This window comes from Nocardioides sp. (assembly GCF_036267815.1).
Classification (GTDB): domain Bacteria; phylum Actinomycetota; class Actinomycetes; order Propionibacteriales; family Nocardioidaceae; genus Nocardioides.
The window spans coordinates 39667-53128 of record NZ_DATAVI010000086.1 but is presented as its reverse complement, the minus strand read 5'-3'; the positions used below and the strand labels follow the sequence as shown (position 1 = coordinate 53128).

At 71.9% G+C, this 13462-nt stretch carries 13 protein-coding genes; 2 read left to right on the top strand and 11 right to left on the bottom strand.

Annotated features, from left to right (window positions below):
- Positions 1 to 24: 24 nt before the first annotated feature.
- From VHW64_RS17740 to VHW64_RS17715, 6 genes are read right to left on the bottom strand one after another with little or no spacing between them, the layout of a single operon-like run.
- Entirely contained in the window at positions 25 to 1206 is a 1182-nt protein-coding gene (locus VHW64_RS17740) for an amidohydrolase (protein WP_329651903.1), read from the bottom strand.
- Positions 1207 to 1219: 13 nt separating this feature from the next.
- Complete coding sequence (gene meaB / locus VHW64_RS17735; RefSeq protein ID WP_414690529.1) at positions 1220 to 2233, bottom strand: methylmalonyl Co-A mutase-associated GTPase MeaB; 1014 nt, start codon at positions 2231 to 2233, stop codon at positions 1220 to 1222.
- Positions 2208 to 2606: a type II toxin-antitoxin system VapC family toxin gene (locus tag VHW64_RS17730; RefSeq protein ID WP_329651901.1), complete on the bottom strand. Its 399-nt coding sequence runs from the start codon at positions 2604 to 2606 to the stop codon at positions 2208 to 2210. The genes meaB and VHW64_RS17730 overlap by 26 nt, the downstream gene beginning before the upstream one ends.
- The gene (locus VHW64_RS17725; protein WP_329651900.1) at positions 2603 to 2866 is read right to left on the bottom strand and encodes a hypothetical protein; all 264 of its coding nucleotides are present in this window, start codon (positions 2864 to 2866) and stop codon (positions 2603 to 2605) included. Before VHW64_RS17725 ends, VHW64_RS17730 begins: the two co-directional genes overlap by 4 nt.
- Positions 2867 to 2916: 50 nt before the next feature.
- Positions 2917 to 5106: a methylmalonyl-CoA mutase gene (gene scpA, locus VHW64_RS17720; protein WP_329651899.1), complete on the bottom strand. Its 2190-nt coding sequence runs from the start codon at positions 5104 to 5106 to the stop codon at positions 2917 to 2919.
- Positions 5103 to 6764: a methylmalonyl-CoA mutase family protein gene (locus VHW64_RS17715; RefSeq protein ID WP_329651898.1), complete on the bottom strand. Its 1662-nt coding sequence runs from the start codon at positions 6762 to 6764 to the stop codon at positions 5103 to 5105. Before VHW64_RS17715 ends, scpA begins: the two co-directional genes overlap by 4 nt.
- Before the next feature lie 141 nt (positions 6765 to 6905).
- Here VHW64_RS17715 and VHW64_RS17710 point away from each other — a divergent pair, with 141 nt between their 5' ends.
- Complete coding sequence (locus tag VHW64_RS17710) at positions 6906 to 7634, top strand: hypothetical protein (protein ID WP_329651897.1); 729 nt, start codon at positions 6906 to 6908, stop codon at positions 7632 to 7634.
- 110 nt (positions 7635 to 7744) lie between these two features.
- Positions 7745 to 8095, top strand: coding sequence for a hypothetical protein (locus VHW64_RS17705; protein WP_329651896.1), 351 nt, complete (start codon positions 7745 to 7747; stop codon positions 8093 to 8095).
- A 72-nt stretch (positions 8096 to 8167) separates the two neighbouring features.
- On the opposite strand, the gene VHW64_RS17700 is transcribed toward VHW64_RS17705, so the two are convergent.
- The 5 genes from VHW64_RS17700 to trpS all read right to left on the bottom strand — a co-directional run bounded on the left by VHW64_RS17700 (position 8168) and on the right by trpS (position 13418).
- Positions 8168 to 8944, bottom strand: a complete 777-nt coding sequence (locus VHW64_RS17700) for a succinate dehydrogenase/fumarate reductase iron-sulfur subunit (RefSeq protein WP_329651895.1) — start codon at positions 8942 to 8944, stop codon at positions 8168 to 8170.
- Between the two features lies 1 nt (position 8945).
- Complete coding sequence (locus VHW64_RS17695) at positions 8946 to 10769, bottom strand: fumarate reductase/succinate dehydrogenase flavoprotein subunit (protein WP_329651894.1); 1824 nt, start codon at positions 10767 to 10769, stop codon at positions 8946 to 8948.
- A gap of 20 nt (positions 10770 to 10789) precedes the next feature.
- The gene (locus tag VHW64_RS17690) at positions 10790 to 11569 is read right to left on the bottom strand and encodes a hypothetical protein (protein WP_329651893.1); all 780 of its coding nucleotides are present in this window, start codon (positions 11567 to 11569) and stop codon (positions 10790 to 10792) included.
- A 230-nt stretch (positions 11570 to 11799) separates the two neighbouring features.
- A complete protein-coding gene (locus VHW64_RS17685; protein WP_329651892.1) occupies positions 11800 to 12321 on the bottom strand; it encodes a 2'-5' RNA ligase family protein in 522 nt (173 codons plus the stop codon).
- Between the two features lie 32 nt (positions 12322 to 12353).
- The gene (trpS, locus tag VHW64_RS17680; protein WP_329651891.1) at positions 12354 to 13418 is read right to left on the bottom strand and encodes a tryptophan--tRNA ligase; all 1065 of its coding nucleotides are present in this window, start codon (positions 13416 to 13418) and stop codon (positions 12354 to 12356) included.
- Positions 13419 to 13462: the final 44 nt, after the last annotated feature.

Genomic DNA, 13462 nt, shown 5'->3' with positions numbered 1-13462 from the left:
TGGGGATGCGTCGAGACAGGGGTGTCAGAGAGCGCCGACGGCGGCCGCGGCCAGGACCTTCGCCCCGATCGCGGTGGCACCCTCGTCGATGCGCAGGTTGCCCTGATGGATGTCGTACGTCGGGCCGCCGGGCTCGCGGGTGCCGAGCCTGCCCATGGCTCCGGGGACCTGGGTGAGGTACCACGCGAAGTCCTCCCCGCCCAGGCTCTGGGAGGTCGGGACGCGGCCCGAGGTGCCGAGGATGTCGGCGACGGCCCGGCCCAGCAGAGACACCGAGACCGCGTCGTTGACGACCGGGGGGACGCCGCGCCGGTAGGTCACCGCGGCCTCCACGCCGTACGGCGCGACGATCTCGGCGACGTGGCGCGAGATCCGCTCCTCCATGCCGCTCCAGGCGACGGCGTCGAGCATCCGCACCGTGCCAGCGAGCGTCCCGGCCTCGGGGATCACGTTGATCGCCCGGCCGGCCTCGAGGCGCCCCCACACGACACTGACCCCCACGCGCGGGTCGAGCCGGCGGGACAGGATGGCGGGCAGCTCGGTGACGATCTTGGCCAGGGCGAAGGTGAGGTCCTCGGTCAGGTGCGGTCTGCTGGTGTGCCCGCCGGCGCCATGGAGGCGGATCTCCAGCGCGTCGGCGGCCCCGGTGACCGGCCCTTCGCGCAGCCCGACGTGCCCGACGTCGATGGTGGGGTCGCAGTGCAGGCAGAAGATGCGGCCCACGTCGTCCAGGGCGCCCAGCTCGATCAGCCGCTCGGCCCCGCCGGGCATGACCTCCTCGCCGGGCTGGAACAGCAGGCGCACCCGGCCGGCCAGCCGACCGGCGGCGTGCACCTCGGCCAGGGCCAGCCCGGCGCCGAGCAGCGCCGTCGTGTGGACGTCGTGCCCGCACGCGTGGGCCACGCCCGGCACCTGGCTGCGCCAGGGGTCGGAGGTCGTGTCGGTGACGGGAAGGGCGTCCAGGTCGGCCCGGAGGGCGACCCGCGGGCCCTCGCCGTCGCCGAGGTCGGCGACCAGGCCGGAGTCTCCGGTGCTGGTGACCCGCCAGCCCACCTCGTCGAGGTGGTGGCTGACCAGGTCGGTGCTGCGGCGCTCCTGCCAGGCCAGCTCGGGATGGGCGTGCAGGTCGCGGCGCAGGTCGACGAGCTCATCCTCGCGCTTGTCGACCGCCGTCTCGACGATCGCGAGCGCCTCTTCCCTGGACATGTCGGTGCCGAGGCTAGTTCACGCGCGAAGGCCGGCCCGCATCGCCGTCGTACGCCGCGAGGATCTGGTCGGCGGCCTCGACGGCGGGCAGTCCCCCGGTCAGGACGAGGTGCATGACCTCGGCGCGCACCCGACGTACTCCCTCGGAGGCGCGCAGGCGGTGCTCGAGCTCGTCGCGCACGAGCGCCCAGGCGAACTCCTGCTGCTGCTCGGCACGCTTGCCGGCCACCCCGTCGGGGCCCAGGGACTCGCGGTGGGCCAGCACCTGGTCCCACACCGCCTCGACCCCGGTCCCGGTCAGCCCCGAGCAGGTGACCACCGCGGGGGCCCGCTCGCGGCCGTGGACCATCCGCAGGGCACCGGCCAGCTCGCGCGCCGCCGTCCTCGCCTCGGCCTCGCGGTCACTGCCACCGACGCTGTCGGCCTTGTTGACCGCGACGACGTCGGCCAGCTCGAGGATGCCGCGCTTGATCCCCTGGAGCTGGTCGCCGGTGCGGGCGAGGGTCAGCAGCACGAAGGTGTCGACCATGCCGGCGACGGTGGTCTCCGACTGGCCGACCCCGACCGTCTCGACCACTACCACGTCGTAGGCAGCCGCCTCGAGCACGAGCATCGCCTGGCTCGTGGCGCGGGCGACCCCACCCAAGGTGCCGGCGCTCGGGCTGGCGCGCACGAAGGCGTGCTCGTCGGTCGCCAGACGCGGCATGCGGGTCTTGTCGCCGAGCACTGAGCCGCCGGTGCGGCTGCTGCTGGGATCGACGGCGAGCACGCCCACGCGGTGACCCGCGGCGGTGAGCCGGATCCCGAGCGCCTCGATGAACGTCGACTTGCCGACCCCGGGCACCCCGGAGATCCCGACGCGCACCGCCGGCCGCTCGGGCGCCGGCAGCCCGGCGATCAGCTCGCGCGCCTGGAGCCGGTGCTCGGGAAGGCTGGACTCGACCAGGGTGACCGCCCGGCTCACCGCCGCGCGACGGCCGTCCCGGATCTCGTCCGCGAGATCACTGATCGACACTGCCGGCTCCATCGAGGACCGTGACCCCGCGAGCGCGTGCGACCTGGGCGAGACGCTCGTCGAACGTCGCGAGCGGGGCGCCGTGGGCCTGTGCCACGAGGAGCGCGCAACAGTCGGGGAGGCGCAACCTGGACTCGGCTCGAAGGCGGGCCAGCGAGATCGCCTCGTCGCAGACGCGATCCGCCTCGGCGACACCGAGGCCGACCAGCGTCTCGCGGATGGCGTCCGCACGACCGACTCGGGCTCCGCCCGCAAGGACTTCTGCCAAGGTGACGGCGTGGGCCAGGAACTGCCGGTCACCCTGGAGGATCCTCGACGCTCGCTGGTGATGGGCGTCGGTTCCCTTGAGTGCCGCGACGATCGCGCTGGCGTCGAGCACGATCACTCCGGCCAGTCCTGCCGCAGCTGTTCCAAGAAGCCATTCGGGAAGGCGTCGTCGAAGCCCCCCGCGAGCCGGTCCACCAGCTCTCGTCGCGTCTCTCGGACCTGCTCGTGATCGTCCTCGATGGTCTTGGCGCCTTCCACGAGCAGCAGCGTCACCAACGCGCCGCGCGAGTGCCCGGGCCAACGCTGCGCGGCTAGATCCAGGGCATGAGCGACCGCAGGGGTCTCGGTCACCTGATGACGCGGCTTCGTGGTGGGCACGTCTCGAGTGTACCACCGTCGAACTGGTGACCCACCGAACTCTTTCTCGCCTAGTGACCCAGCTGCTGCCGCAGCCGGGCCAGCAGATCGAGCGCCGACCTGGCGATCACGGTGCCGGGCAGGAACACCGCGGCTGCCCCCATCGCCTCCAGGGCCGGCACGTCGGCAGGCGGGACCACGCCGCCGACGACGACCATGATGTCGCCCCGGCCCTGCTCGGCCAGTGCCTGCGTGAGAGCCGGCACCAGGGTCAGGTGACCGGCGGCGAGGCTGCTCACGCCCACGATGTGCACGTCGGCGTCCACCGCCTGCTGGGCGACCTCCTCCGGCGTGGAGAAGAGCGGCCCGACGTCGACGTCGAAACCCATGTCGGCGAAGGCGCTGACGATGACCTTCTGCCCTCGGTCGTGGCCATCCTGACCCATCTTCGCGATCAGGATCCGCGGCCGGCGTCCTTCGGCCTCGGCGAACGCCGCGGTGGCGTCGAGCACCTGCCGGACGAGGTCGTCGCCGGCGGCTCCCGCCTCGTCCCTGAACACACCGGAGATCGTACGGATCTGCGCCTGGTGCCGGCCCCACACCTGCTCCAGCGCGCCGCTGATCTCCCCGACCGTCGCCTTCGCCCGAGCCGCCTCGACAGCGGCGGCCAGGAGGTTTCCGCTCGCCGGGTCCGAAGCCGTGGCGGTGAGCACCCGCAGGGTCCTGCGTACGTCGTCGTCGTCGCGCTCGGCGCGCAGCCGCTCGAGCTTGGCGAGCTGCCGCCGGTACACCTCGTCGTTGTCGATCCTCAGCACGTCGAGCGGGTCCTCGTCGTCGAGGCGGTAGGTGTTGACGCCGATCACGGCCTGCGCGCCGGAGTCGATGCGTGCCTGGGTGCGCGCGGCGGCCTCCTCGATGCGCAGCTTCGGGATGCCCTCCTCGATCGCGCGGGCCATGCCACCGGCCTGCTCGACCTCGCTGATGTGGGCCCAGGCGCGCTCGGCCAGGTCGTGGGTGAGCCGCTCGACGTAGTAGCTGCCACCCCACGGGTCGATCGTCCCGGTCGTGCCCGTCTCCTGCTGGAGCAGCAGCTGGGTGTTGCGCGCGACGCGGGCGCTGAAGTCGCTGGGCAGGGCGATGGCCTCGTCGAGCGCGTTGGTGTGCAGGCTCTGGGTGTGCCCCTGGGTGGCTGCCATCGCCTCGACGCAGGTGCGGGCGACGTTGTTGTAGACGTCCTGCGCCGTGAGGCTCCAGCCGCTGGTCTGGCAGTGGGCGCGCAGGCTCAGGCTGCGCGGGTCGCGCGGCTCGAAGTCGCGCACCAGCCTCGACCACAGGGCGCGCGCCGCGCGCAGCTTGGCGACCTCCATGAAGAAGTTCATGCCGACCGCCCAGAAGAAGCTCAGCCGCGGGGCGAACCGGTCGATGTCCAGCCCCGCGGCCACGCCGGTGCGGAGGTACTCCACGCCGTCGGCGAGCGTGTAGGCCAGCTCCAGGTCGGCGGTCGCTCCGGCCTCCTGCATGTGGTAGCCGGAGATCGAGATGGAGTTGAACCTCGGCATGTGCTCGGCGGTGTAGCTGAAGATGTCGCCGACGATGCGCATGCTCGGGGCCGGCGGGTAGATGTAGGTGTTGCGGACCATGAACTCCTTGAGGATGTCGTTCTGGATGGTCCCGGACAGCTGCCTCGGCTCGACGCCCTGCTCCTGCGCGGCGGCGATGTAGAGCGCCATCACCGGCAGCACCGCGCCGTTCATCGTCATGCTCACCGACATGGTGTCCAGGGGGATTCCGTCGAACAGCGTGCGCGCGTCGTAGATCGAGTCGATCGCCACCCCCGCCATGCCGACGTCGCCGCGCACGCGCGGATGGTCGGAGTCGTAGCCGCGGTGGGTGGCCAGGTCGAAGGCGACGCTGAGTCCCTTCTGCCCCGCCGCGAGGTTGCGGCGGTAGAACGCGTTGGACTCCTCGGCCGTGGAGAACCCGGCGTACTGCCGGATCGTCCAGGGCTGGGTGGTGTACATCGTCGGGTAGGGCCCCCGGAGGTACGGCGTGAGGCCGGGCCAGGTCTCGAGGGCGTCGAGGCCCTCGAGGTCGCCCTCGTCGTACCGCGGCCTGATGTCGATGCCCTCCGGGCTGCGCCACGGCTTGTCGTTCGGCACCGAACGGCGGGATCCGGCACCTGGCGCCTGCCGCTCTGCTCCGATCGGCGGGGGGCCGTCGGCGCGGAGGTGGAGGCCCGCGAAGGTCTTCGGGACGCTCATCGCAGCGCCTCCCGGGTGCGCTCGAGGAAGGCGATCGCGTCGATGCCCGGTGCGCACCAGTCGTCGGCCCAGTCGGCCGGCGCGCCCACCACGATGATGCGCTCGGCGCCCCCGTCGCGCAGCCTCCTGGCTTCCGCGCCTCCCCACTGGGCGTAGGCGGTGTCGGTGCCCGCGAGGCACACGACCCGCTGTCCGGCGTGCTCGCGCAACGCGTCGGCGGCGACGCCGCCGGCCGCGAGCAGGGAGGTCGCGAAGCCGGCCCGCGCCGAGTGGTCGGCGACCGGGCCCAGCGTGGCCAGGAAGACGTGCGTATCCGGCGGGTCGGCCCGGAGGGCCTCGAAGGCAGCCCCCCAGCGGTAGGACAGGTTGCGCCGCGGCGGCGGTAGGTCGGCGGGGTTGGCGAACTCGCTGAGACCGGTGACCGGTCGTCGCCGATGCGCGACGTCGTCCTCCCGCGCCGCCCGCACCTGCGCGACCCGGGCGTCGAAGGACTCCTGGCCGTCGGTCTCGATCAGGTCGAGCTCGGCCCACGCGGCCCGGCCCAGCTCGTCGGTGACCTGCTCGACGGCGTACGAGCCCCCGGCCGGGTCGGCGACCCGGGCCAGGTGGGCCTCCTCGACGAGCAGCGCGGAGATGTTGCGGGCCAGTCGCCGTCCCCTGGCCGAGGTCTCACCGGTGGGCTCGTCGAAGGGCACCACGGTCAGCGCGTCCGCGCCCCCGACCCCCGCCGCGAACGCCGCCACCGTGGTCCGCAGCAGGTTGACGGGCACGTCGTAGGCACTGGTCATGGGCCGGCTGGTGACCGCGTGCACGCGCGTGCCCGGGTCGGACACACCGCACAGCTCCGCGACCCGCGCCCACAGGACGCGGAGCGCCCGGAGCTTGGCGATGCTGGGGAGCTGCTCGTCGGTGACGGCGACCCGCAGCTCCAGCAGCCCGAAGGCCTCGGCGGATGCGATGCCCTCGGCCTCGAGCGCGCGCAGCACCTGGGCACCGCGGGCGAGCACCCAGCCGAGCTCCTGCGCGTCCGAGGCACCCCGCTCGTGCACGGCCACGCCGTCGACCACGACCGCCCGCGTCCCCGCGTCGAGAGCGAGCCGGGCGAAGTCGGCGAGGTCGGCGTCGGCGGTGGCGCCCAGGTTCGCGTCGGGATGCAGGGGGCCGAGCGCCACCAGCGCCTCGGCGTGGGTCAGCGTCGGCTGCTCCAGCACGACCGGGGCCAGGTCGAGGCGGACCCCGTCGAGGAACGCCGGCAGCGCGTCCGCCGCAACGTGCTCGGCCAGCACCCACAGGCTGGTCGCGCCGCGCTCGAGCTCCGCGACCACGTCGAACCCGTCGAAGGCCCGGACCCGGACGTCCCACCCACCGACCCGGTCCGCTCGGGGGGAGGCGGGAGGGCGAGCCGGGTCGGGAGTGCCGAGCGGCGGGATCGGCACGCCGTCGTACGTCGTGCGGGTCAGCGCCTCCCACACCTGGTCGTCGGGGTCGCTGTCGGCGAGCCGCCCGGCCTTGCGCAGCACGTCGGCCGCCGCCTTCTCCCAGTCGGCGCGGGACCAGTCGTCGGCGGGCGCCGCCAGGGCGAGCGAGCCGGACTCGGGTCGCAGCCGGTCGGGCTCCTCCAGCCCTCCGGCCACGTCTCGGTTCACCTGGTCGCTCACCCTGGCAAGGGTAGGAGCGGCCCCGCGGACCAGCCACCCCCTGTGAGGTTTCCGACGGTGGCGGACGCCGGAGATGCCGGTTATCCACAGATTGCCGGAGACGGGTGTCGGAGCCGGTGCCCCGGCCGCGAGACTCCGGCCATGACTCTCGGGATGCCCAAGCCGCTGGCCCTGTGCCGCGCCACCACGTTGTTGCTCGCGCTCGCGCTGGGCTCGCAGGCCACCGCCGCGTGCACCGCACACCGCACTCCGGTCGGCGCCGCCGACCTGCACGGGGCCGGGGCCGTCGGCCACCGCCGTCTCTCGGTCAGCCGACCGGCCGCAGAGCACGCGGTGGCGAGCGTCGCCCGCTCCGTGCCCGGGCTCCACCACGGGATCGAGCGCTGCCCGGGCGGCTCGAGCTGCCGAGGCGTCCCGCGGACAGCGTGGAACGTCTCGGCCCGACGTGCGGGCGCGCGGATCGCGAGCGCCAACGGCATCTCGGCGGGCGCCTACGTCGCGGTCTCGAGGTTCCGCGACGCCCGGGCGGCCAGAGCCTTCGTGGCCCACCTACGGCACCAGCACCGTCGGTACGACGGCGTCTTCAGCGTCGCCCTCGAGGACGGGCGCGGCCGCCGGTACACGCCCGGCGAGCGCGGTGTCGGAACCCTCACCGCGGTCACGCGCCACGGATGGACGGGGTGGGCCCTCGACATGCAGCACTCCTACGTCTTCGATGACGCCTCCGAGTCGTCGACGGAGTACACCCGCAGGTTCGTGGCGCAGCGGGGTCGCTTCGTGTGTGCGGCCTTCCTCGACGGGCGTTCCCTGACCGAGCTGCGCCACCTGGTGCCGGCATGGGCCCGGCTGCTGACGGCCCTCGACCGTTGACCGACGCCGGGGGGCTACGGCCAGGGCCTGAGGGACGACCGGCCGGCCCGCGTCGCGCCTGCGCGCGGGCGAGGGAGGGCGCTGGCACCATCGGCTCTGTGATCGTGGTGATGAGCATCGGCCACCTGGTCGGGACCGACGGCAAGGGCTGGTACAACTTCTGGTCCGGCCTCGGCGCCGACATCGGCGGCCTGACGATCCTCGGCGGCGCGCTCGGCGTCTACCGCAAGCACAACTGCCACGTCGCAGGATGCTGGCGGATCGCCAAGCAGCAGGTCATCGGCACCAGCTGGATGGTCTGCCACCACCACCATCCCGCCGGACGACCGACTCCGGACGACCTCGTCCAGGCGCATGCCGAGCACGTGCAGTTCCGCGACGCCGAGCGCAAGGGTCTGACCCGGCTCGAGCACCTCGGCCATCACGACGACCAGGAGAGCGGCGCCGCGCCCCAGCCCTAGTCCCTGCCCGCAGTCGGTGCTCGGCTGAGGGGCTGAGCGGTCGAGGGGCTGAGCGGTTGAGCGGCCGCCCGCTCAGAGCTCGGCGCGGGAGTCGCGGTCCTTGTCGCGGATGCCGATCTTGTTGCCGAGCCAGACCAGCGGGTCGAAGGTGCGGTCGGCGACGCGTTCCTTCATCGGGATGATCGCGTTGTCGGTGATGTGGATGCCCTCGGGGCAGACCTCGGTGCAGCACTTGGTGATGTTGCAGTACCCCAGGCCCGCCTGCTCGCGGGTCACCCGACGGCGGTCGACGGTGTCGAGCGGGTGCATGTCCAGCTCGGCGTACCGCAGGAAGAAGCGCGGCCCGGCGAACGCCGGCTTGTTGTCCTCGTGGTCACGCACGACGTGGCAGGTGTTCTGGCACAGGTAGCACTCGATGCACTTGCGGAACTCCTGGCCGCGCTCGACATCCTCCTGCATCATCCGGCGCTTGCCGTCGGCGTCGCGCGGCGGGAGCTCGACGTAGGGCAGCTCCTTGGCCTTCTCATAGTTGTACGAGACGTCGGTGACCAGGTCGCGGATCACCGGGAAGGCGCGCATCGGGGTCACCGTGATGGTCTCGGCCGGGTCGTAGTCGGAGAGGCGCGACATGCACATCAGCCGCGGGCGGCCGTTGACCTCGGCACTGCACGACCCGCACTTGCCGGCCTTGCAGTTCCAGCGGACCGCGAGGTCGCCGGCCTGGGTGGCCTGCACCCGGTGGATCGCGTCGAGCACGACCTCGCCGCTCTCGACCTCCACGTCGTAGTCCTGGAGGTCGCCGCCCGACTGGTCTCCGCGCCACAAGCGCATCTTCAGGGTGTACCCCATGTCAGTGATCCTCCTCGAAGAACGCGGCCAGGTCGTCCGGCATCACCGGCAGCGGCTGGGTGGCGAGTTCGACGCCGTCGCCCGCGGCGTTGAGGGAGAGCGCGATGTTGAGCGTGCCCCAGCGGTCGTCGAAGCCGGGGTGGTCCTCGCGGGTGTGGCCGCCGCGCGACTCCTCGCGCTCCAGCGCGGCCTTCGCGATGCACTCCGAGACCAGCAGCATGTTGCGCAGGTCGATCGCGAGGTGCCAGCCGGGGTTGTACTGCCGGTCCCCGGAGACCACGAGGTGCTTGCTGCGCTCCTTCAGCTTCTCGATCTCCGCCAGCGACCTCTCCAGCTCCTCGCGGATGCGGATGATCCCGACCAGGTCGTTCATCGTCTGCTGGAGGTCGTGCTGGACGGTGTAGGGGTTCTCGGTGCCGGCCCCGGAGCCCGCGAACGGCGCCAGCGCCAGCTCCTCCGCCGCCGCGAGGTCCGCGTCCGACAGCGAGGCCCGCGCGCCGCCCAGGCCCGCGACGTACGAGGCGGCCGCGTCGCCGGCCCGCTTGCCGAAGACCAGCAGGTCCGACAGCGAGTTGCCGCCCAGCCGGTTGGAGCCGTGCATGCCGCCCGAGCACTCGCCGATGGCGTAGAGCCCCGGCACGCCGCTCATCTCGGAGTCCGGCTGGACCTCGACCCCGCCCATCACGTAGTGGCAGGTCGGCCCGATCTCCATCGGCTCGACGGTGATGTCGACGTCCGCCAGCTCCTTGAACTGGTGGTACATCGAAGGCAGCCGCTTGCGGATGAACTCCGGGGTACGCCGCGAGGCGATGTCGAGGTACACCCCGCCGTGCTCGCTGCCGCGGCCCGCCTTGATCTCGGAGTTGATGGCCCGGGCGACCTCGTCACGCGGCAGCAGCTCGGGCGGACGCCGGTTGTTCTTCTTGTCGTCGTACCACCCGTCGGCCTCCTCCTCGCTGTCGGCCGTCTCCGCCTTGAAGAACTCCGGGATGTAGTCGAACATGAAGCGCTTGCCGTCGGAGTTCTTCAGGATGCCGCCGTCACCCCGCACCGACTCGGTGACCAAGAGCCCCTTCACGGAGGGCGGCCACACCATGCCGGTGGGGTGGAACTGGACGAACTCCATGTTGATGAGCTTCGCGCCGGCGCGCAGCGCCATCGCATGACCGTCGCCGGTGTACTCCCACGAGTTGGAGGTCACCTTGAAGCTCTTGCCGATGCCCCCGGTCGCCAGCACGATCGCCGGCGCCTCGAAGGCCACGAAGGAGCCGGTCTCGCGCCAGTACCCGAACGCGCCCGAGATCGCGTCGCCCGACTTCATCAGGTCGGTGACGGTGAACTCCATGAAGACGTCGATGCCGAGCTGGACCGTGCGCTGCTGGAGGGTGCGGATCATCTCCAGTCCGGTGCGGTCGCCGACGTGGGCGAGGCGGGCGTAGCGGTGCCCGCCGAAGTCGCGCTGGGAGATCAGCCCGTCCTTCGTGCGGTCGAACAGGGCCCCCCAGTCCTCGAGCTCGAGCACTCGCTCGGGCGCCTCCTGGGCGTGCAGCTGGGCCATCCGCCAGTTGTTGAGCATCTTGCCGCCGCGCATGGTGTCGCGGAAGTGGACCTGCCAGCTGTCCTCGGGCCACAGGTTGCCCAGCGCCGCGGCGGCGCCGCCCTCGGCCATCACCGTGTGCGCCTTGCCGAGCAGGGACTTGCAGAGCACCGCGACCTTCGCGCCGGCCTCGTGCGCGGCGATCGCCGCGCGCAGCCCCGAGCCTCCGGCGCCGACGATGACGACGTCGTACTGGTGCTTCTCGATCTCAGTGGGGGTCTGGGTCATCTCGGAGCGCCTTTCGGGACTCAGAAGAACCGCGGGTCGTTGAACGCACCCGAGGAGATCAGCAGGACGTAGAGGTCGGCGATCGCGACGGAGAACAGCGACAGCCACGCGTAGCGCGCGTGGTTGGCGTTGAGCCTCGAGACGAGGTCCCACATCTTGTAGCGGACCGGGTGCCTGCTGAAGTGGCGCAGCTTGCCGCCGACGATGTGGCGGCAGGAGTGGCACGACAGGGTGTACAGCCAGATCAGCACGATGTTGACCACGAAGATCAGCGTGCCCAGACCCATGTGGACGTGCCCCGACTCACCCTGCGTGGGCCCGAAGGCCAGCACCGTGTCGTAGGTCAGGACCAGCGCGATCAGCACCGCGCCGTACCACGCGTAGCGGTGGATGTTGTTGAGGATCAGCGGCAGCCTGGTCTCGCCCGAGTAGGACTTGTGCGACTCCGCGACACCGCAGGCCGGCGGGCTCATCCAGAAGGCGCGGTAGTAGGCCTTGCGGTAGTAGTAGCAGGTCAGCCGGAAGCTCAGCGGGAAGATCAGCACCAGCAGCGCCGCCGAGAGCGGCCACCAGTGGAACGGCTGGCCGAAGTCCGAGCTGCCGCTCACGCACTTGCCCAGGCAGGGCGAGTAGAACGGTGAGAGGTAGGGCTTGCTGTAGTACGAGGTGTGCCAGAACGCCCGCACCGTCGCGTAGACGATGAAGGCGGAGAAGACGACGAACGTGGTGAGTGGGTAGAGCCACCACCGGTCCGTCCGCAGTGTCTTGGCCTCGATGCGGGCCCGGGTGGGGCCGTGCACTCCCGTTGTCCCGGTTGTCCCCGTCGTCCCCGTTGTCCCCGTTGTCATCGTCGTCCTTGCCGTCCTTCCGCCGTGGCCGAGGACCCCGCTGTCGACTCAGCACGCATGGCTCCGCGCCGTTGGGCGCGAGCGACACCAGAACTTATCGCGCGTTCCGGCCGGAGAGCCCACCCGGGTGGTGTGACATTGTCGTCGCCGGGCGCCCCACCCCCCGGCGCGGCCGCGTCGGCTCAGCCGCGACCACCGGCGAGGGCGTACTCGCGCACGGGCTGCCAGCCGCGGTCGGGGTCGTGGACGTAGAGGTGCAAGGCCTCGACGACGAACGCACAGTCGAACGACGCGAGGTCGGCGAAGGCCCGGTCGAGCGTCGCGTCGTCGTCGAGGTGCGCGACCGTGACGTGCGGGTGGTAGGGGTAGTCGAGGTCGAGCGCCAGCGGGCCGCGCCGGCAGTCGTGAGCCAGCTGCTCGGTCTGGGAGATCCCCTCGACAAGACTCACGAACACCACGGGAGAGACGGGCCGGAAGGTCCCCGAGCCGCGCAGGTGGACGTCGTACGCCGCGCTGGTGGCGGCGACCGACGCGAGGTGCGCCTCGACGTCGTCCAGCCGCTCGTCGGGCACCACGGCCGGCGGCACCAGCGTGATGTGGGTCGGGATCGTCGCGCCCTGGCTGTCGCCGTTGGCCACCCGGAACTTCTGGAGCCGGGCGCCCCACGGCTCCGGAACGGCCACGGAGACCCCGATCGTCGGCACCGCGCCCCTCCCTTCTCGGCCTCGTGCCGTGCCTAGAGTCCCGGCCGGGCGGCGGCGGCGAAGCCGACCCGCTGGTAGACGTCGCGCAGCGTGGCCTCGGCGATGGCCGTCGCCTGCTGACGGCCGGTCTCCATGATGTCCAGGAGGCGCTGTCGGTCCTCGAGCAGCTCCAGGGTGCGGTCGCGGAACGGCGTGACGAACTCGACGACCAGCTCCGCGAGGTCGCCCTTGAGGTCGCCGTACCCACGACCGGCGTACGCCTCCTCCAGCTCGGTGACCGACCGGCCGGTGAGCGAGGAGTAGATCGTGAGCAGGTTGGAGATGCCGGGCTTCGCCTCGGGGTCGAACCGGATCTCGGAGCCGGAGTCGGTCACCGCGGAGCGGATCTTCTTCGCGCTGACCGCGGGGTCGTCGAGGAGCTCGATGATGCCGCCCGGGGAGGACGACGACTTCGACATCTTCGCGGTGGGCTCCTGGAGGTCGGTGATCTTCGCCGTGGCCTTGAGGATGTAGGGCTCGGGGAGCCGGAAGGTCTTCTTGTAGCGGTGGTTGAAGCGCTGGGCGAGGTCGCGGGTCAGCTCGAGATGCTGTCGCTGGTCCTCGCCGACCGGGACGTAGTGCGGGCGGTACAGCAGGATGTCGGCGGCCTGGAGCACCGGGTAGGTGAACAGGCCGACGCTCGCGGCGCCCTCACCGCCCTTGGCCGACTTGTCCTTGAACTGCGTCATCCGGCGGGCCTCGCCGAAGCCGGTCAGGCACTGGAGCACCCAGCCGAGCTGGGCGTGAGCCGGCACCTGGCTCTGCACGAAGATCGACGACCGGGCCGGGTCGATCCCCATCGCGACCAGCTGGGCCGCGGCGCGCAGCGTCCGGTCGCGCAGGATCTTGGGGTCCTGCTCCACGGTGATCGCGTGCAGGTCGGCGATGAAGAAGAACGGCTCGTACTCCCGTTGGAGGTCGACCCACTGCCGGGTCGCGCCGAGGTAGTTGCCGAAGTGGAACGAGTCGGCGGTGGGCTGGATGCCGGAGAGCACCCGCGGCCTGGGCCCCGTCGCCACGTCGGGCACGGTCAGCTCGGGTGACGTGGTCGTCGGCATGGGGCGCATTCTGTCAGGCGTCCCGGCACCCGCGGCGCCTGCCC